This is a genomic window from Rothia sp. HMSC067H10, assembly GCF_001810635.1.
GTDB classification, from domain to species: Bacteria; Actinomycetota; Actinomycetes; order Actinomycetales; family Micrococcaceae; genus Rothia; species Rothia dentocariosa.
The window spans coordinates 143,185-159,580 of sequence record NZ_KV802288.1 but is presented as its reverse complement, the minus strand read 5'-3'; the positions used below and the strand labels follow the sequence as shown (position 1 = coordinate 159,580).

Annotated in this window: 23 protein-coding genes; 17 read left to right on the top strand and 6 right to left on the bottom strand. The window is 55.8% G+C overall.

The features are described 5' to 3' along the window. The first annotated feature begins 9 nt into the window (after window positions 1-9). The 3 genes from HMPREF2756_RS03245 (at window position 10) to HMPREF2756_RS11150 (ending at window position 1,486) form a co-directional block, all read left to right on the top strand. A complete protein-coding gene (locus HMPREF2756_RS03245) occupies window positions 10-438 on the top strand; it encodes a DUF2703 domain-containing protein (protein WP_006888341.1) in 429 nt (142 codons plus the stop codon). 132 nt (window positions 439-570) lie between these two features. After that, window positions 571-1,230, top strand: coding sequence for an NAD(P)H-dependent oxidoreductase (locus HMPREF2756_RS03240; RefSeq protein ID WP_070618241.1), 660 nt, complete (start codon window positions 571-573; stop codon window positions 1,228-1,230). Further along, complete coding sequence (locus tag HMPREF2756_RS11150; protein ID WP_141747811.1) at window positions 1,205-1,486, top strand: hypothetical protein; 282 nt, start codon at window positions 1,205-1,207, stop codon at window positions 1,484-1,486. The genes HMPREF2756_RS03240 and HMPREF2756_RS11150 overlap by 26 nt, the downstream gene beginning before the upstream one ends. A gap of 30 nt (window positions 1,487-1,516) precedes the next feature. On the opposite strand, the gene HMPREF2756_RS03235 is transcribed toward HMPREF2756_RS11150, so the two are convergent. After that, window positions 1,517-1,777 carry a hypothetical protein gene (locus HMPREF2756_RS03235; RefSeq protein ID WP_070618239.1) on the bottom strand — a complete coding sequence of 87 codons (261 nt, stop codon included), beginning with the start codon at window positions 1,775-1,777 and terminating at the stop codon, window positions 1,517-1,519. 194 nt (window positions 1,778-1,971) lie between these two features. Here HMPREF2756_RS03235 and HMPREF2756_RS03230 point away from each other — a divergent pair, with 194 nt between their 5' ends. From HMPREF2756_RS03230 to HMPREF2756_RS03175, 13 genes are all read left to right on the top strand, one after another. Continuing rightward, window positions 1,972-2,700 carry a nitroreductase family protein gene (locus tag HMPREF2756_RS03230; protein WP_070618237.1) on the top strand — a complete coding sequence of 243 codons (729 nt, stop codon included), beginning with the start codon at window positions 1,972-1,974 and terminating at the stop codon, window positions 2,698-2,700. Window positions 2,701-2,732: 32 nt separating this feature from the next. After that, window positions 2,733-3,305: a DJ-1/PfpI family protein gene (locus HMPREF2756_RS03225; protein WP_070618235.1), complete on the top strand. Its 573-nt coding sequence runs from the start codon at window positions 2,733-2,735 to the stop codon at window positions 3,303-3,305. Window positions 3,306-3,359: 54 nt separating this feature from the next. Further along, a complete protein-coding gene (locus HMPREF2756_RS03220) occupies window positions 3,360-3,509 on the top strand; it encodes a hypothetical protein (RefSeq protein WP_048778008.1) in 150 nt (49 codons plus the stop codon). 116 nt (window positions 3,510-3,625) lie between these two features. Continuing rightward, a complete protein-coding gene (locus HMPREF2756_RS03215) occupies window positions 3,626-4,060 on the top strand; it encodes a hypothetical protein (RefSeq protein ID WP_070618233.1) in 435 nt (144 codons plus the stop codon). Window positions 4,061-4,539: 479 nt separating this feature from the next. Beyond that, window positions 4,540-4,797 (top strand): GlsB/YeaQ/YmgE family stress response membrane protein, encoded by a 258-nt coding sequence (locus HMPREF2756_RS03210; RefSeq protein ID WP_041321620.1) that lies wholly within the window; start codon window positions 4,540-4,542, stop codon window positions 4,795-4,797. Between the two features lie 369 nt (window positions 4,798-5,166). After that, window positions 5,167-5,661 carry an Asp23/Gls24 family envelope stress response protein gene (locus tag HMPREF2756_RS03205; protein ID WP_048778076.1) on the top strand — a complete coding sequence of 165 codons (495 nt, stop codon included), beginning with the start codon at window positions 5,167-5,169 and terminating at the stop codon, window positions 5,659-5,661. A 28-nt stretch (window positions 5,662-5,689) separates the two neighbouring features. Then, window positions 5,690-5,866, top strand: coding sequence for a hypothetical protein (locus tag HMPREF2756_RS11145; RefSeq protein ID WP_048778011.1), 177 nt, complete (start codon window positions 5,690-5,692; stop codon window positions 5,864-5,866). Further along, window positions 5,866-6,285: an Asp23/Gls24 family envelope stress response protein gene (locus HMPREF2756_RS03200; protein ID WP_048778013.1), complete on the top strand. Its 420-nt coding sequence runs from the start codon at window positions 5,866-5,868 to the stop codon at window positions 6,283-6,285. The genes HMPREF2756_RS11145 and HMPREF2756_RS03200 overlap by 1 nt, the downstream gene beginning before the upstream one ends. Then, a complete protein-coding gene (locus tag HMPREF2756_RS03195) occupies window positions 6,282-6,830 on the top strand; it encodes a DUF6286 domain-containing protein (RefSeq protein WP_070618230.1) in 549 nt (182 codons plus the stop codon). The genes HMPREF2756_RS03200 and HMPREF2756_RS03195 overlap by 4 nt, the downstream gene beginning before the upstream one ends. 13 nt (window positions 6,831-6,843) lie before the next feature. Continuing rightward, window positions 6,844-7,482: a hypothetical protein gene (locus HMPREF2756_RS03190; protein WP_070618226.1), complete on the top strand. Its 639-nt coding sequence runs from the start codon at window positions 6,844-6,846 to the stop codon at window positions 7,480-7,482. 2 nt (window positions 7,483-7,484) lie between these two features. Then, complete coding sequence (locus HMPREF2756_RS03185; RefSeq protein WP_070618224.1) at window positions 7,485-8,132, top strand: RNA polymerase sigma factor; 648 nt, start codon at window positions 7,485-7,487, stop codon at window positions 8,130-8,132. Next, window positions 8,129-8,665 (top strand): hypothetical protein, encoded by a 537-nt coding sequence (locus HMPREF2756_RS03180; protein ID WP_070618221.1) that lies wholly within the window; start codon window positions 8,129-8,131, stop codon window positions 8,663-8,665. The genes HMPREF2756_RS03185 and HMPREF2756_RS03180 overlap by 4 nt, the downstream gene beginning before the upstream one ends. Further along, complete coding sequence (locus tag HMPREF2756_RS03175; protein ID WP_070618218.1) at window positions 8,655-8,993, top strand: transcriptional regulator; 339 nt, start codon at window positions 8,655-8,657, stop codon at window positions 8,991-8,993. The genes HMPREF2756_RS03180 and HMPREF2756_RS03175 overlap by 11 nt, the downstream gene beginning before the upstream one ends. 176 nt (window positions 8,994-9,169) lie before the next feature. Here the strand turns inward: HMPREF2756_RS03175 and HMPREF2756_RS03170 are convergent, their stop codons facing one another. The 3 genes from HMPREF2756_RS03170 to HMPREF2756_RS03160 all read right to left on the bottom strand — a co-directional run bounded on the left by HMPREF2756_RS03170 (window position 9,170) and on the right by HMPREF2756_RS03160 (window position 12,542). Next, the gene (locus tag HMPREF2756_RS03170) at window positions 9,170-10,672 is read right to left on the bottom strand and encodes an MATE family efflux transporter (protein WP_070618215.1); all 1,503 of its coding nucleotides are present in this window, start codon (window positions 10,670-10,672) and stop codon (window positions 9,170-9,172) included. Between the two features lie 190 nt (window positions 10,673-10,862). Continuing rightward, entirely contained in the window at window positions 10,863-11,252 is a 390-nt protein-coding gene (locus tag HMPREF2756_RS03165) for an RNA-binding S4 domain-containing protein (RefSeq protein WP_371440700.1), read from the bottom strand. A gap of 84 nt (window positions 11,253-11,336) precedes the next feature. Then, entirely contained in the window at window positions 11,337-12,542 is a 1,206-nt protein-coding gene (locus HMPREF2756_RS03160; protein WP_070618212.1) for an ABC transporter permease, read from the bottom strand. Window positions 12,543-12,710: 168 nt separating this feature from the next. Between HMPREF2756_RS03160 and HMPREF2756_RS03155 the strand changes: the two genes are divergently transcribed. Beyond that, window positions 12,711-13,307 (top strand): TetR/AcrR family transcriptional regulator, encoded by a 597-nt coding sequence (locus HMPREF2756_RS03155; protein WP_013398047.1) that lies wholly within the window; start codon window positions 12,711-12,713, stop codon window positions 13,305-13,307. 125 nt (window positions 13,308-13,432) lie between these two features. Here HMPREF2756_RS03155 and HMPREF2756_RS03150 read toward each other — a convergent pair whose 3' ends face one another. Further along, window positions 13,433-14,182, bottom strand: a complete 750-nt coding sequence (locus HMPREF2756_RS03150) for a DUF6891 domain-containing protein (RefSeq protein ID WP_070618209.1) — start codon at window positions 14,180-14,182, stop codon at window positions 13,433-13,435. A 180-nt stretch (window positions 14,183-14,362) separates the two neighbouring features. Further along, window positions 14,363-16,024, bottom strand: a complete 1,662-nt coding sequence (locus HMPREF2756_RS03145) for a glycerophosphodiester phosphodiesterase (protein ID WP_070618206.1) — start codon at window positions 16,022-16,024, stop codon at window positions 14,363-14,365. Window positions 16,025-16,396: the final 372 nt, after the last annotated feature.

Below are 16,396 nucleotides of genomic sequence, written 5' to 3'. Positions count from 1 at the left end.
TAGTCCCTGATGAAAACTTTACCTATTATCTGGCAGCACCTTGTCAATGCCGAAAAACAAACCTGCTCACGGTGCGGTACAACAGGTGAGGAGCTGCGCAAGGCTTTACAGGTATTGGAAGCTGAGCTCTTGCCTCAGGGTATTCAGCCTCATCTGGAAATCCGTACAATGAGTGAAGAAGAATTCTTGACTCATCCTGAGGAATCCAATCGTATCTGGATTATGGGTGTACCCCTGGAAGATCTAGTGGGTGGGATACAGGGAAGCAGCACCTGCGACGATGTGTGCCACGGTGAACAGTGCCGAACCGTCGAGTCCCAGGGGAAAACATATGATGCAGTTCCAGCCTCTCTGATTGTGCAGGCCGCTCACCGGGCTCTTTCACCCGAAAAACCAGCTGAAGATCGGCGGCGGTTTGTCCAAACGATATGTTGTTAGCCGTAGGAGCACATCTAAAGCACGCTTTGGGCAACGCAGTCAATCACGCTGTGCGAAAAAACCGGCGGGAGGCGCATCCCTGCTCGATATACTAAATTCCGTCATAAAAACCCAGCACAGAAAAGGAAAACCATGATTCTCACTCGTGAACAAGCAATTGAAATTTTCAAGCGTCGCGTTTCTACCCGCTCCTACGACCCCGCCCGTACAATCAGCGACAAAGACTTTAACACAATCCTTGAGTTCGGCCGCCTCTCCCCCAGCTCGGTTGGTTCTGAGCCGTGGAAATTCCTGGTGATACAGAATAAAGAGCTGCGCGAGAAGCTTAAGCCTATCGCCTGGGGTATGGTAAACACGCTCGATGACGCCAGCCATGTGGTGATTATTGTGGCGAAGAAGAACGCCCGCTACGATTCCGATTTCCTGCTGCAAGCGCTAGCGAAGCGCAATCTTCCCGAAGACCAGATGCAGATGGCGCTGGATATGTACAAAAACTTCCAGGTGCACGATATGAAGATCGCCGACGACGAGCGTGCCCTTTTCGAGTGGACTAGGAAGAACACTTATATTGCGCTAGGGAATATGCTCACGGGCGCAGCAATGCTCGGCATCGATTCCTGCCCCGTTGAAGGCATGGACTACGATGCGGTCACCCAGCTCCTCACCGAGGAAGGGCTCCTCGACCCCGAGGATTACGGCGTATCCGTTGCCGCGACCTTCGGCTACCGCTCGCGCGAGATCGACCCGAAGCCGCGCAAACCGCTTGATGAGCTCGTTGTGTGGGCCAAGTAGTCTGCTCTCCCTGAGTTCCCGCGCGGGACTCTTATCTGGGGGTCGGGTTCAGGTACTTAGCAGCCTGCCCGACCCCCTAATTTACCCGGTTTCTGCACTCACTGGGCGTACCTATGCGCTGGCGCTTCACTTGTGGAATGAGTCGGTGCTACGTTCCGTGCCGCTGGTGCCTGAACACGGAATTTCCCCGCTAACCCCACTTTTGGGGCAGGTTTTCGATGCGCACACGGTCACCGAGAACTGGTTCGCCGGGTAGCTTCCCGCCCGATCTCTTCGTACCGGCCAGCTATTCTTCGCGGTGCTCCCGGTATTTATCGTGTGCCGTGCGACCAAGATTCTTTCCGGTTTTTGTGGCGATTTTGCGTTCCGCTTTATGGGCGGCGCGTTGGGAGGCATCGCCCGAATCCCGCATAATACCCTTGAGAATAACGGCACCGATAGCCACGAACGCGATAACAACAACTGCAAGCACAACGGGGAGTATCCAGCCGGGCGCATCAGCCTGTTCGTTGAGGGTATCGTGGGCGAGAATGTTCAGAAGTATCACGGAGCCTCCTCGTTCTTATACTGCGCTTGCTTCTTTCCACTATAAAACCTGTGCTCACAAGGCGCTTTATACGGCATCGCGTTCGCTTAAATATCCAAAATTATGCGTGAATTTCGCGCCCGCGAACGATAGTCTTAAAGGTAAGGACTAGTTTTATATGCCTTCGGAACGCCGCCGTGGAAAGGAGTCGCATAATGTCCCTGCTAGATTTGCTGAACCGCCGCCGTTCGGTGCGCCACTACGACGAGAACCAGCCCATTGATGCCGATGTTGTCAAAGAGTGTTTGCGGGCGGCTCAGCTGGCGCCCACAAGTTCAAATATGCAGCTGTACGAGCTCTACCACGTGACTGATCCCGCCGTCCTGAATAAACTCGCCGCAGCGTGCATGCACCAGCAGGCCGCCAAGACCGCGCAGCAGATGGTGGTATTCGTGACCCGCCAGGATTTGTACCGCCGCCGCGCGAAAGCCGCGCTGGAGTTTGAGCGCGGCAATGTTGAGCGTAACAGTCCGGCTGAGAAGCAGAGAGACCGCATCAAGAATTGGGAAATGTACTACACCAAGGCTATGCCGCTCGTGTACGCGCGCTGCTTTGGTCTGCTGGGCGCATCCCGCGCGGCAATGGCGAATTGTGCGGGCCTATTCGTTCCGATGATGCGTGAGGTTTCGGAGCACGATTATCGCGTGGTTGTGCACAAGAGCTGCGGCCTGGTGGCGCAGACGTTTATGCTCGCGATGACCGAGGCGGGGTACGACACCTGCCCGATGGAGGGCTTCGACAGCCACCGCGTGAAGAAGCTCCTCAACCTGCCGCGCAATGTCGAGATTAACATGGTAGTCGCCTGCGGTATCCGCAAACCCGGCCACGGCATCTGGGGCGAGCGCTTCCGCCTGCCCTTCGACGAGGTTTACCGTAGGGTTTAGGGACTAGTGAGCTGAGGTTACGAGGAGTTCCCATGAAAACACTTGCTGTCGTCATTCTGGATAAATTCGCCGACTGGGAGCCTGCCCTGCTTGCCGCCGGTCTGCAGAGCATCATCGGCGGGTACACAGTGCGGGGGGCGTCCGTCGATCGAGAAGTGAAAACCTCTATGGGAGGGTTGCGTGTGGAACCCGATATGACAACTCCCGAGATTCCCACGGCTGCGGATGCGGTCATCGTCATCGGTGCGGAAGGCTCGTGGCGCACCCTGCCCGCCGAAGATTCCCAGCAGCTCGCCTCAATCCTCGGTGATTTCAAGGATGCGGGCAAACCGGTTGGTGGTATCTGCGACGGCGCATATTTCTTGGCTTCTGCTGGCCTGCTCGATGGACGCAGGCACACCGCCAATGGCTTTGAGGACATCAAGGATTTGCCTGCCTACACGAACCCGCATCAGTACGTGAACACCACGCGCGAGGCGGTGCGCGATAAGAACCTGGTGACCGCCAGCGGGATGGGATTCGTTGATTTCACCTTCGAGGTGCTGCATGCTCTCGGTGATATTCCTGACGCCGCCATTGAGCAGTTTAACCAGATGCTGCGATAACTGCCGGGCTCATCTCAACTAGTATATTCACTCCATACAGAATACGGAGGGCGCATGAAACATTCACACGATTCCGCCCCTGACGACTGGTCTTGGCTTGATGAGTTGGGGGAGCTGGGCCCGAGTTTTATTGAGGCGATCCAGCAGCTACATGCCGCTCCGATCTACTATCAGATCCCGGAACGAGCACACGGTGACATATAGCGGTTCCGATTATTTGCACGCCTTCATTCAGTAAATAATGCGCCTTTGGGTATATTACGTATGTTTCGAGGGTACTTTATAAGGATTTTCATGGTCCCTCATGAAAGGTGAAGAATATGGATTTTCAGTTTGAGGCCCCGCCCCAGCTGGAGCTCGGACAGCCTATCGGTTACTACCGCGAACAATTTAATAAAGAACTTCATGATTCTTCATCCCCCGGGTGCGAGCGCTTTATGGGTCGCGTTACTCTGGGCAACGCCGAACGTGTGGTGGATCTTGGATTGGCTGAGGGGAAGGTTGTTCTGTTCTCCCTGCAAATCCTGGATGGTGACACCCTCGACGGCGTGAGTCTGGGGCTTTCACCGCGTGAATTTCACGAAAAAATGCGCATCGAGAGGCACGACAGTTCTATTTTCTCCGAGCGCCTGATTTTCTTCGAGGATTTCCTCACCCTCGGATACGAAGGTATAAACATCGAATTTATCGAGTGGTGGGATCGCGGATACTGGGATGACTATTCTTTCTTTGAGGAGGCATACCCGGACGAATAATTGACGGGAGCTTTAAGGCTCGCTATGTCTTAATCCACATGTTCGAGGCTGCGCGGCAGTCGAAGGTGGATGCCCGTAGAAGACTCCAAGTTGAAACCTATGTAAGAATGCGGTAAATTCCAAAGCGTGTAACGACGTCAAAGATAATCGGATAAAGTACGCTTTTCCTTTTATCTCCGCACCTCAAGAGCCGGGAATCAAGAACCCGCCAACAGGTATGTGATGTAAAAAACTTACAAAACGTGTGAGGATTTGCGCGCTCATGGCGTCTTCATATCAGCGCCGTAGGCTTGAGAGACGACGGCAGGCGATAAAAGCTCCGTCGAATCACGCAATATGTGACAGTAAAGACAGCTGATATCTCGGCTGCTGCTGAACTTTCGGGCGGAACCTCACCGGTCTGCGCATTTAAGACCCCATATCATAATCCGTTTAGGCGCTTCCGCGCCATGGCGGATATTCACAAAGGAAGAACCATTATGCTTGGACTCATCGGAATGATCATTGCTGGCGCTATCATCGGCGCTCTGGCTCGCCTCATCATGCGAGGTCACCAGAACATCTCGGCACTGTGGACCGTTATCTTAGGTGCTGTCGGCGCATTCGTTGGCGGAGGAATCGCGAGCTTCTTTGGCGTTGCTGATACCGCTGGTATCGACTGGATTCGCTGGATCCTCTCCATTATCGCCGCCATTGTCGCAATCTCCATATACCTAAGCGTAACCAAAAAGAACTAATAGCCTATATTCTCGCGTCGCTTCAGCATCGCAGGAACAAAGCCAAGCGGGGTATGCAGAAACTATTCCCAGCTTCCGCATACCCCGCTTTGGCGCATATAAGGACTATTAGCACAATAGGCAGCTGAGTCGAGCAGACATGGGCAACAGTTGTGTTTGTACACACTCATCAACGCAAAGTGATAAATACCACCATTTTGATGTGTGAGGAATTCAGTGCCTCAAGCGTCTTTATAGTAGCGTCGCAATCGACCGCAAAAACGGATAAAGGGCGTGGTTAGCGCCCGAATTCCTCAGCCGTCGATGCGTGCCGCAAATATCAAACATCATAATCCGCGTAGCGGAGAAAACACACGAAATGAGGCTCCCATGAGCGAAAACTCGATTCCCCAAACCGGTCAGCAGCGTGAGCGCGAAAACAACCGTGAAAACAACAAGGAGACCCAGCATAACAAGGCTAATCGCGGTCCCCTACAGACTTCACACGGTGTAACCACCATTGAAGAGAACGTTGTTGCCAAAATCGCTGGTATAGCAACCCGCGAAGTTCCCGGCGTGTACGATATGGGTAATGCCGTACGCCGCGCCTTCAGTGCCGTGACTGACCGCATCCCCAACGCCCAAACCAATGTTGCTGGCGGTATTAGCGTCCAGAAGGGCGAGACTCAGGCAGCCGTAGATGTTACCATCGTGGTCGAATATGGAGTCTCCATTGTGGAAGTAGCCAATGCTATCCGCCGCAACGTTATCGAGCAGATTGAGGGAACCACGGGTCTAGAGGTAGTAGAGGTTAATATCGACGTCACCGACGTTCACCTGCCCGATGACGATTCCAATTCCGCTGACTCTGCGGATCTCAAGTAATCCAACGCCCCCGATCTGAGGATCTTTTATGAAGACAACACACCTGGCCCTCTTGGTGGGCCTATTCCTGGGAACAATTCTTGCTTTCGGTTCCTTCGCCGACTTCATCCTGGTGGCACTGTGCGGCCTGGCTGGAACGGTGGTGGGTTTTTACCTGGAGGGCCGGGTCGATGTCCAAAGCATCCTTAATCGATGGAGGAAGTAATGACGGAGACCAACACACAGTCCGCTGCTGTCAGTGCTGAGGGCTCTCACAAAGAGAGCCCCTGGCAGGGGCAGCGCGGCGTCACCGTCATTCCCGCCCAGGTTGTTGCGCAGATCGCGGCTCAAGCCGCTTACGAGAGCGCAAATGTGGGCTCGAATGCCGGAGGACTACTCGGGATAGGGGCACGTCGAAATTTCCATTCACGCCCCGAGGCAAAGTGTGATCTCTACGGTCAGGTTGCTGTCCTTCACTTAGATCTCGGCCTTACCTTCCCTACAGCATTGGTTTCAACCCTGCAACAGTTGCGTGAGCATGTGAGCCAGCGCGTCGAGCACCTAACCGGACTGAGGGTTGAGAAGATCAACATTGAGGTCTCCTGGCTCAATCCGAACAACCAGGTAAGGAAGGCTCTGCGATGAAAACTCCCGTACAAAACCTCATCCAGCGCCCGTCACGGAGCTTGCCCGTCATTGCCCTGGCGTTACTACTCCTCATCGTAGGAGGGCTGGGAATCTGGGCGTTGGGAAACCGTCTCCTAAACGGAGTATGGCCGGATGGAACGTCCTCAGCAGTCAGCGGGCTCGGCTCCACTATCATCGGGGCACCAGCGATAATCGCAGTAGCCTGTATTGTGACCGTATGCAGTCTGTTCATGATTATCCTAGCTCTGTGGCCGGGAGTTCCTGAACGCACTGAGGTTCTTGCAGATAACATACCCGGTCAGACAGCTATTTCACGTCGTGACCTAGCAAGGCTCGTGCAAACCCATGTTGAGCGGGTCGATGGTGTTCACAGCACCAGGGTTCGAGTCCGTCGAACTCGCGTGAATGTGATTGTGTTCAGCGTTCTGGACGACCTCGAACCTGTGCGTCAGGCCGCACAGAAAGCAGCTGAACAGGCTATACAGACCTTGAAACCCGTCGGAACCGCACACAGCCGAGTGCGTATCCAGCACACGAGCTGAAAGAGAGAAAACCATGCGTTCGGTATCTGGAATTCTCAATAGGATAGTCCTTGCGGTAAGCGGTTTGCTCATCGCGGTGATAGCCCTCTGGCTTATGGCTTCCGGCATGGGTGTGGGCCAGTCATGGCCCGCGCTTAGCTCGGTTCTCGCCAAAGCTGATACCCGGGTCGATACCTGGGTCGGACCCCAGGCACACTGGCTGTTGCCAGCCGCCGTTATTGGGTCGGTTCTTCTTCTCGCGATTGGCTTAGTCCTGCTCATTAAGCAGGTGCCCCGTAAGGCTGCTGCGTCCCCCTTGCGCCTGACAGGCTCCGACGGCACGCTGCTGGCCACAGTCAGCCCCGATGTCATATCACAAGCACTGTCTGAGCGAGCCGAAGACGTTCCTGGGGTTCAGCGGTGCTCAGTATGGGTCACCGGTTCACCCAGCAACCTGTGGGTGCAGGCAACCGTCACCGTAGCAGAGAACAGCGAGGTTGCATGGACCGTGAGCGAGCTCAGGAACCGACTTGACCAAGACGTTAGTTCCTCTCTGGGAAAGCATGCTCGTCAGATCGACGTACTGCTGCGCCTAGAACAAGCCACCAAACCCCAGAGTGCAACCCACACTGTGACAGGAAAACACTCATTAGAGAGCGGCGGTTCTAATTAACCATGACTGATGAAAAGCGCAGTAATGCGGGGCAGTCCACCGGTCCGCCCACCAAGCATGTTCCTCACCCGAACGCTGCGTCTCAGGGTAAAGACAGGTACTTGGTGCTGCGAGCCCAGGACGGTGACATCGACGCCTTCGGAAAGCTCGTCGAACGTTATCAGGGGCGTCTGTTTCGCACCGCCTACATGATTGTGCGCAACCGCCATGACAGTGAGGACATCGTCCAAGAGACCCTTGTTCAGGCGTGGCGGAGTCTTCATCTGCTTCGGGATCCTGATGCGTTCCGAGGCTGGCTCATGCGTATCTGCACTAATAAGGCCACCAGCACTATTCGTCAACTTCAGCGCCGAGCCACTGACCCTTACGATTCAGAGGGTCTTGAGAGCGCGACCGTCCTACCTAACACCACGTCGACAGCGACCGAGGATCCGGCGCAGTCCAGTGAGGTAAACGCCCAGATAGAAGCATTAGCCAAGCTGTTGGCATCCGCTCCTGAAGAGTTGCGTATCGTCTGGGTGCTTCGAGAGGTTGATGATATGTCCTACGAGGAGATATCTCAAACTCTGAATCTAACCGAATCCACAGTCCGGGGGAGGCTGGCACGCGCCCGCTCCCTCGTCATGCGCCATATGAAGGAGTGGGAATGAGTTCCACCACCCGCATCCCACACGCAGAACCACAGTCCACACAGTCGGCTCAGTCTTATGAGCTTGACGAAGCCTCCACACGGGAGTACCTGCGTCTAATCGCTTCACTCCACAAGACTTGGGACACATTGGAAGCACAGTCGAGCGCATCGGTGATGCCTCAGCGCCATATTATGGATGCTGTCATCGCCGAAACCCGACATGGTGCTCAGGTAGAGATGCCGCCGACCGGCTTAGGACCATATAGCATGTCCGAATTCTCCCTGCGCGCCCTAGTGCGACGCAGTGTAGACTCCGTACCCGGAGCTCATGCACTAAAGTCTTCCTTTAAGCATGACCCAGCACCCGAAGGTCAGCGGGAGTTGGGAATACCGAATACAATTTTCTGCCGTATCTCCGCACAAGCTACAACCAGTAGCCTCTCCCAACTTGCTCAACAGGTCCGTGATGCGGTACGCCAGGCGTGTTATGAGAACCTAGAATTGTCCCCAACCGTCAATATTCACATTGAGGATCTGCACGATGACGACTAACCTCTCAGCAGCCAAATTGACTCATGTGGTCACGGCCGTTCCCGGAGTGCGCGGCATTGAACCGGGAGTCGGCTCCACGCTGAAAGCCATCGGCAGCCATATGAGCGGCGACCCTGCGGCCGCCCGATTCGGAATCATCATTGAGTCGGGCGAGAAGGTCATTATCGAGATTGGAATCGATGGCTCTCGTAAGGTCAAAGAAATTGTCCGAGATGTTCAAGAGGCGGTTCTGCGCTCATCGTCGCAAGCAAATCGAGAGGGCGGTACTTCGGAGTCAGGTTCTAAGTCTCAGCCTCATGTAATGGTGCGAATAAAGTCCCTTTTCTAGCGATGCGTATCGCAGAACCCTATCCGTTTCAGGAGAACACATACCGCTAAGGTATAGTCCTTTCGCACATAGATGCCGTGGAGTTACTAGTCGAGCCTCAACGCGATGCGTGAGCTAGAAGATCGCGAAAAACACTTATCCTCAGCACTTGAAATCTGGTAACCCCGGAAAAAAAATTAAGCTTTAATCCACACGTCCGAGGCGGCGCGGCGGCCAAAGATGAACGCCCGCACGCCCTGGTACCACAGGATGTACGCCGCCCACAGCCCCAGGTACCCCACCGTGGTGCTCAGCAGACCGCCGGAAACCGCCCAGTAGATCCCGAAAATGACGGGCGCATAAACAACCAGCATCACAAATGAGCCAATTGCCAGGTATTTCACGTCCTGAGCACCCATGAGGATACCATCAAGGACGAATACATATGCGGCTATCGGCTGCCCCACGCCAATCACGAGGGTAGCCCACGCGAAGAGGGTGGCGACGGGCGCATCCTGCGTGAAAATCCAGTTTCCGAAGAAACCGATCACGGGTGCAACAACGCCGGTGACAACCCCGTACACCAGACTCATACGCACCAGGCGATTCTTGAGCTCACGCACTTTCGCACGCCCGGATTCAGCCGTCAGATCGCGTTCCCCAAGTTCCTTGCCCAGCAGCGCCTGCGCCGCTATTGCAAGGGAATCCAGAGCGAAGAGCAACAGGTTGAACACGCTCATACCCAGTTGATATGCCGCCGTCTGCTCGTCGCCCAGGCGAGCCACCACAAATACGGTAGACAGCAGCGCCAGGCGCATCGAGAGGGTGCGCAGCATTAGCCAGGACCCGAGGGATAGCACGCCGCGCATCCCCGCAATATCGGGTCGCCAGGTCACGCCCTGCGGGCGCATCTTAAGATGAATAAATATACCGAGTGCGAGCGCCATGCCCCACTGCGTGAGCGATGTGCCCGTCGCCGAACCGGCCACGCCCCAGCCGACCGGGTATATCAGCACCCAGTTCAGCGCCACATTCACCACGGTGCCCACGCCCGCAACTTTGAGCGGGGTCACGGTGTCTTGCAGCCCGCGCAGGGTACCCATGAGCGCCAGAATCATCATCATGGGCGGAATGCCCCACAGCGAATGGTGCAGGTAGTCACGCGCATAACCGATGGTTGCGTCGTTCGCGCCCATGCCGCGCAGCGCAGGGTCGGCAAAGATATAACCCACTCCCATAATGAGCAGGCCGAGCCCAAGCGCAACCCACACGCCGTCCACGCCGATGCGGTAGGCGTGTGTCAACCGATGCGCCCCGAACGCGCGCGCAACCGCCGGGGTCACCGAGTATGCGAGGAAGTTCATGAGTCCCACCACGGTTGTGATGAGGGTTGCCGCAATGCTCATGCCCGCCAGGGTTTCGGTGCCCAGCTGCCCCACGAGTGCGGAATCGGCGAGCACGAACAGCGGCTCGGCGATCAGTGCACCGAAGGCGGGTACGGCGAGCGCCAGAATACGCCTGTTGAGCGATTTTTCGGGTTGGGTTTTCCCGGATTCCGCGCCGCCTTCCCCCAGGTGAAGGGGGATGCTGCCGGTGCGCGGGGTCGCATCCAGCAGGTTTTGGGGTTCGTGCGTGCTGGCGGTGCCGTCGGCTGTGTTCGCGGCGCCTGATGTGTTGGGTTCTGAGGCCTTGTTGCTCATAGGTACAGCCTACTCCCGCAAAGATGGCACGTCAGCGATGCGTTTATCTGTCTCACGCTATGACCGCTTCTTATTCCGCGAGCAGGTGGTTTTGGTACGAACAGATAGGAAAAACTCACCTGTTCGGCCAAATCCTACCTGCTCGCGGGTATTAACGACGCCCGCGGGGTGAGAGAAAGCGGAACTGGGTTTAGCCTTTTCGCCCCCGCAGCTCGTCTAGGGCACGGCGTTCTTTCTTGGTGGGTCGCCCGGTGCCGCGTTCGCGTTTGGCGACCGACGGCATCGACAGGTGCGCGGGGCGCGGTCCCGAGAGGTCTTCGTAACAGGTGACGGCGATCGGCGCGCCCACCCGTTTGGTGATGAGTTTTTCGACCTTAAACACCCGCTCCCAGCCGGGGTAGCGCACCCGCACGATGTCGCCTCGTTTGAGTTTTTGTGAGGGTTTTGCGGATGCATCGTTCACGCGCACGTGCCCGCCTTTGCATTCGTCGGCTGCGAGTGCGCGGGTTTTGAAGATGCGCACCGACCACAGCCAGACGTCGATGCGGGCGCTGGTGATCTCTTCGCTCATACTTCCCATTCTAGGAATCTCCCCCATGCGGCGCGAGCAGATAGTATTTTCAAAATACTATCTGCTCGCGGATCTACTTGGGGGCGGAAGTCGCTATGTGTTTGCCGTTTTCCAGGGAATCTCCACGGTGTCCGGCGAGTCCGCATTCTGCTCGGTCTTCGCGCGAACGCTCGCGGTATCATCCTCTGCGCTCATGTGAGTTGCTCGGCGTTCCTTCCACGCCCATCCGATCGCCCCGGCGAGAAGGCCAAACCCTGCCCAACCCAACAGCACAGCCCATTGCAGGGAGTTTGAGGCATCCGGGAAGTAGGCGATATTCCGCAGCAACGTATTGGATGCACCCGGCACCATCAGCTGTCCGAAAGTGCCCCAGGGTGCGGGGATAAACTGCCACGGCATGTTTGCCCCGGAGAGCGGGTTGCCGATGAACATGGAGATCACGGCGCCAAGACCGATACCGACGGCGTCGGCAAACAACGCGGACATTCCGATCATGAAGGAGGCCGTCGCAAAGACGGTCACGCCGAAGGTCGCCCAAAGCGCCCCGAAATCGCCGGGAACAAACCCGAACCAGGTTCCTAGAATAAGGGTCATGAAGAGTCCGCCGATAACCCCGTAGAGCCCAGCGGTCACGAAGCGGCGCAAGGTTCCTTTGATGAGGGAGATGCTGAGGATCCCACCGAGCATACCGCCCATCACAAGCGGGAATGCGGCAACCGCCAGGCCCATACCGTTGGGATCACCCTCGCCGAGCGGCACAACCGCGGTGGTCTTAACCTGTGCCTGCTGCAGTTTTTCCTGCTCGGTTTTCAGCTGTTCGAGCTGCTGGGCAGCAATAGCCCCCTGTTCACCGCCCGCCTGTACGGCCTGCTGCAGCGCCTGAGTTTTGGCTGCGGTGGCTTTCTGCTGTACCTGAGCGTTCATCTGCTGGGCTACGCCGGTGAGCATCTGGTTTGCGGATGCGTTTGCGGCGGGCGCGGTCATGACCTCGGGCGCCGCACCTTCGGTGAAGACGATCGCGCCGTAGGTTTCACGTTCTTTGATCTGCCGTTCGGCGTCTTCACGCGAGGATGCCTGTTTGAACTCGAAGGTTTCGATTCCTCGATCTTTGAGTCCTTGCTCGAATTGGCTGACGGCTGCTTCCGGTCCCGCGATGGAGACGGGTAGGTTCGTCTCCATGGCTTTAGTGGGCCACGTGAAGGCGAGAATCACGATGCTGACGATGACGGATGCCAGCGTGGCGATGGCGATAACTTTACGCCAGGATGAGGGCGTAATCGCCTCCGGTGTGCGTGCCATGAAACTCTCCAAACAAAATAGATGTTTTGTTTATTAACACCTAAGACTCTACTCTGCATAAAGACCAGATGCAAACACAATAATCATTTTGTTTATAATCTCACAACAGAGAATAAACATTCTATTTTTATCTAGCGCAAACTCCTCGGAAAGGTATAGTCTTAAGGCATGCCACGTCTGACCGAAGCCACTAAACAGGCACGTCGACGCCAAATTATCGACGCCGCCTTCACGTGTTTTACCGCCAAGGGGTACACCCATACCTCCATGACGGACATCATCAGAGAATCCGGACTTTCCTCGGGTTCCATTTACTCGCACTTCAGCGGCAAAGGCGACATTCTTTACGCCACTGTTCAACAGCGTATCGATATGATCGCCGCAGCTTACGGGGAACTCAAAGACCCCTCCCCACGCGATATTATGCGCATGATCTTCGCCACCTCAACCGTCGAAGCGAACTTCACCTCGATGCTGCGCATCCGTTTGGAATCGTTTACCGTTCCCGAGGTGCAAGAATCCACCAACACGCTTTTTACCACTCTGCACGACATCGTTGCCCAATCGCTCATCCCCTGGGGCCAGCGGTATCTTGAGGCAGAGAATAAACGCAAACCTTCTGCTGACGAACTTCAAGCCTTCGTCAGCGACACAGCGGATGCGCTCATCCTCACTTTCCAGGGGTTTATGGTGCGCTCAACCCTGTCCCCCTCGACCGACCGTGAGCACCTTTTCCAGATTGCGCTGAGCCTGCTGCCCGAATAACCTCCCCGCGAGCACCGGTAAGAAAATACAAAAAAGCTAGAGGGGCGCATCCCGTATAACATACAGGATGCGCCCCTCAACTCACGCGCGACTCCTCCGGCGGACCGCACGCACGGTTTTATAGCTTACGGAATCTCGTAGACCTCAACGTTATCGAGGCGCGGGCGGGTATCGTAGCTGCCGTTCCAGGTCACCTTAACGCCGTAACGTTCCAGCGTGGGGATCACGGTATCAAGCATCAACGCGAGTGATAGTTCCTCATGTTTGCGGGTGACGGCCGCGCGCTGTTCATCGCTGAGTTTCTTCCATGCCTCTTCATCGGAGGGGTACGCCTCAAACGAGCCGAAGCCAATGTAGGTGCTCCCGCTTTCCGCCAGGTTCTCGGCATCCTGCTGGTGATAGTAGATATAGCCCTTCCATCGGTCAGAGCCCTCACGCTCATCCCAGATTTCGGCGCTGGCGCAGGTTCCGCAGCACGAAAATTTACCGCGCGCAAGCACGCCGTGCGCCTCCAAATCAGCGAAAGCCGCAGCCAAGTTGCCAGAATCACCCGTAACACCCAAACGCTCGGCGAGCGCACGGCGCTCCCTCACGACTTTCTGCGCGTATTGTTCAATATCGTGGTAGAAGTCGCCTTTGACCTGCGATTCGCCTAGAAATTCTTCGAGGCAGTCGTTGAGGTAATCCGCATATTCGCTGGCGTCCTCGCCGATGAGGAGCAGGAGCATGATTGCATCTTCAAAGTCTTCTCGTGCTTCTTCGGGCAGTTCCCAGGACGTGGGAACGGGTGGAGTGAGTTGCCATTTAAACCATGCGTCCCGAGCTTCGGGGCTCACAGTCGTTACAGCTTTTTTATCGGTGAATGAAGTTGTCATGCCCCTAGAGTAGCACCTAGATCAGCATCGCCTTAACCCCGCCCGAATTGCTACGGTAACCTGTACCTGACGTCAAACAGTTTTTGTGCACTGCCCAACTTCTTCTTGGCGAACCCGCGGCGGCTTATCCACACAATTTTCTCGGGTGGATAAGCCGCCCTGGCAGCCTGGTTCAAAGGCTTATGCCCATGACTCACGGGCAAGTGCGCGGGTGAGCACGAGCGGACCGCCGGTTGCATTGCCGTGATAGCGGCCGAAATGCACGTAGGGACCGCGGTAGGCGGCATCATGAATCTGCGCGGAATACTGGCCGTTAATCACAAAGTAGAAGTACTTGCCCTTCACCACAATTTTGCCTTCGATGCTCTCGTTGGGCTTGATAGGCTTTTTCAAACTCATGGTGTGCAGAACCTTACCTTCGCGAGACGCACCCGGCCCGCCGTCAAGACGAATCAGCTGTGCAAGATCGCCCGTCCGGTATTTGCCGTGCTCGTCCCGAACCTTCGCGCCGGGGCGAAGAGCGAGCACATAGCAGCCGTCCTCGGATGCGCCCCGGAACTTCCCGGCGATACCGAGCGGACCGTCGTGGCTGCGACCGAACGCCATGTACCCGTAATTCCAGGTAGTTGTGGGCAGTTTCTTATCCCAGTGCATAGCGAATTCGAGGGTGTACTGTTCCCTGTCAGTGGCAGCAGCGAGCGGCCCCAGCAGCAAGGATTCGTCGTAATTCTGTTGGTGCACGATTGCCCCGCGGGTGAAGTCGGGGTAATCCTGGGCGTTGGTGATGCTGGAGGGCAGCATGCCGTGCTCCCGACGGCCGCTTTCAACGTTGATCGTGGCCTGTTTTTTCCACCCGCACACCCAGGACGGGTCGGGGCTCATAAACCCGCGCACGCCCAGGCTCTTGTAGTGTTCGTAGGTGCTTCGGCGGTGCACCTCCCAAACAATCACGGGCTTGCCGAAGCCGACAATGGCACGCACCTTATCATCCGCCATGGAACCGTACCCGGGGCCGCGCACGGATTCAAAGTAGGGCACGCCGAGCACATCCACGTTGTTGGATCCCGCCAGCTGACGGATTCCTTCAAGGCTGTCGTTGGCGTCGAAGTAGCACCAGGTCTGGCAGCCCGCAGCTTTCGCTTGGGTCAGATACTTTGAGTTGGGGTTGAAACCGCCGTGGCCGTCGCGGTACATCTTGATCACCACACGATGCGCCAGCCCGCGTTCTTTGATAGCTTTCAGCAGATGGACCTGTGCGCGCCAGTCTTTTGCTTCGATGAAGAGGGGAAGGCGCTTGCCGGTGGGGGCGTTGTTGATTGCATCCACAGCCTCTTCAAAGGTGGGAATCTGCTCCAGCGGTGTACCTTCACCGAGGGTCTTGCGCATATTGACGTAAACGCCGCGCAGTTTTTGCAGGGTAAGATCACGTACTTTGCGATTAAGTCCGGTAACGCGCATCAGCGATTCATCATGAATGCAAACGGGAATATTATCAGCCGTGGTTCGCAAAGAAATTTCGATAGCATCGGCATTTCTTGCAGTTTGAGTATATGCGTATGCGGTATGTTCGGGATTAATATCGCCCGAACCACGGTGTGCTACAAAGAATTCTTTTTGTCTAAGAAAGGTCCAGGCGGCATGTTCCGGGTCAAATTCAATATCTTCGTCGAGGATAGGCTGCTGTTCATCATTGACAGGCTGTTCCTTCTCGCCGGGAAGACTTCCTTGAATTCTCGCCTCTGCTGCGGATGCGCCCACCACGGGCATCATAGCGGCGGCAGCGCCAAGCGTGGTGGCGCCAAGAACGGTACGTCGGTTGAGTTTCTGCGAAGAAAGGCTCATGGGTATGAACTCCCAAATATTATATGTTGCTGAGTGAATGAATAGGCGGACACATCAAAAAATATTTTCTTGACGCGTCACATAAATAGCATAACTATTTTTTACCTGTAAATCACTTTTGCTTGAGCGAGAAAATTTATCTTTGTCAAGTATTTTCCCACGCCTATTTCTTCGAGACAATATCTTTTGCCCGTTAAAAAGTTTTTGTTAAAAAATATGGTTCCACCGAAAATCGGTGAAACCATATGAGAAAGCCTCTTTCGTAAGGTCTGTGCGTCGGCACCTGCGGCACAAGACCTCACATAAAGCGAGGCTGCTAAAGCGGGTATCGTGCCAGACAGAGCGAGAAAACCGGCGCCTTCCGCCCTGTCG

Bases quoted from the DNA above. Each gene is read 5' to 3' on its own strand.
- HMPREF2756_RS03245 (WP_006888341.1), top strand. From the start codon at position 10: ATGAAAACTTTACCTATTATCTGGCAGCACCTTGTCAATGCCGAAAAA.
- HMPREF2756_RS03240 (WP_070618241.1), top strand. From the start codon at position 571: ATGATTCTCACTCGTGAACAAGCAATTGAAATTTTCAAGCGTCGCGTT.
- HMPREF2756_RS11150 (WP_141747811.1), top strand. From the start codon at position 1,205: ATGAGCTCGTTGTGTGGGCCAAGTAGTCTGCTCTCCCTGAGTTCCCGC.
- HMPREF2756_RS03230 (WP_070618237.1), top strand. From the start codon at position 1,972: ATGTCCCTGCTAGATTTGCTGAACCGCCGCCGTTCGGTGCGCCACTAC.
- HMPREF2756_RS03225 (WP_070618235.1), top strand. From the start codon at position 2,733: ATGAAAACACTTGCTGTCGTCATTCTGGATAAATTCGCCGACTGGGAG.
- HMPREF2756_RS03220 (WP_048778008.1), top strand. From the start codon at position 3,360: ATGAAACATTCACACGATTCCGCCCCTGACGACTGGTCTTGGCTTGAT.
- HMPREF2756_RS03215 (WP_070618233.1), top strand. From the start codon at position 3,626: ATGGATTTTCAGTTTGAGGCCCCGCCCCAGCTGGAGCTCGGACAGCCT.
- HMPREF2756_RS03210 (WP_041321620.1), top strand. From the start codon at position 4,540: ATGCTTGGACTCATCGGAATGATCATTGCTGGCGCTATCATCGGCGCT.
- HMPREF2756_RS03205 (WP_048778076.1), top strand. From the start codon at position 5,167: ATGAGCGAAAACTCGATTCCCCAAACCGGTCAGCAGCGTGAGCGCGAA.
- HMPREF2756_RS11145 (WP_048778011.1), top strand. From the start codon at position 5,690: ATGAAGACAACACACCTGGCCCTCTTGGTGGGCCTATTCCTGGGAACA.
- HMPREF2756_RS03200 (WP_048778013.1), top strand. From the start codon at position 5,866: ATGACGGAGACCAACACACAGTCCGCTGCTGTCAGTGCTGAGGGCTCT.
- HMPREF2756_RS03195 (WP_070618230.1), top strand. From the start codon at position 6,282: ATGAAAACTCCCGTACAAAACCTCATCCAGCGCCCGTCACGGAGCTTG.
- HMPREF2756_RS03190 (WP_070618226.1), top strand. From the start codon at position 6,844: ATGCGTTCGGTATCTGGAATTCTCAATAGGATAGTCCTTGCGGTAAGC.
- HMPREF2756_RS03185 (WP_070618224.1), top strand. From the start codon at position 7,485: ATGACTGATGAAAAGCGCAGTAATGCGGGGCAGTCCACCGGTCCGCCC.
- HMPREF2756_RS03180 (WP_070618221.1), top strand. From the start codon at position 8,129: ATGAGTTCCACCACCCGCATCCCACACGCAGAACCACAGTCCACACAG.
- HMPREF2756_RS03175 (WP_070618218.1), top strand. From the start codon at position 8,655: ATGACGACTAACCTCTCAGCAGCCAAATTGACTCATGTGGTCACGGCC.
- HMPREF2756_RS03170 (WP_070618215.1), bottom strand. From the start codon at position 10,672: ATGAGCAACAAGGCCTCAGAACCCAACACATCAGGCGCCGCGAACACA.
- HMPREF2756_RS03165 (WP_371440700.1), bottom strand. From the start codon at position 11,252: ATGGGAAGTATGAGCGAAGAGATCACCAGCGCCCGCATCGACGTCTGG.
- HMPREF2756_RS03160 (WP_070618212.1), bottom strand. From the start codon at position 12,542: ATGGCACGCACACCGGAGGCGATTACGCCCTCATCCTGGCGTAAAGTT.
- HMPREF2756_RS03155 (WP_013398047.1), top strand. From the start codon at position 12,711: ATGCCACGTCTGACCGAAGCCACTAAACAGGCACGTCGACGCCAAATT.
- HMPREF2756_RS03150 (WP_070618209.1), bottom strand. From the start codon at position 14,182: ATGACAACTTCATTCACCGATAAAAAAGCTGTAACGACTGTGAGCCCC.
- HMPREF2756_RS03145 (WP_070618206.1), bottom strand. From the start codon at position 16,024: ATGAGCCTTTCTTCGCAGAAACTCAACCGACGTACCGTTCTTGGCGCC.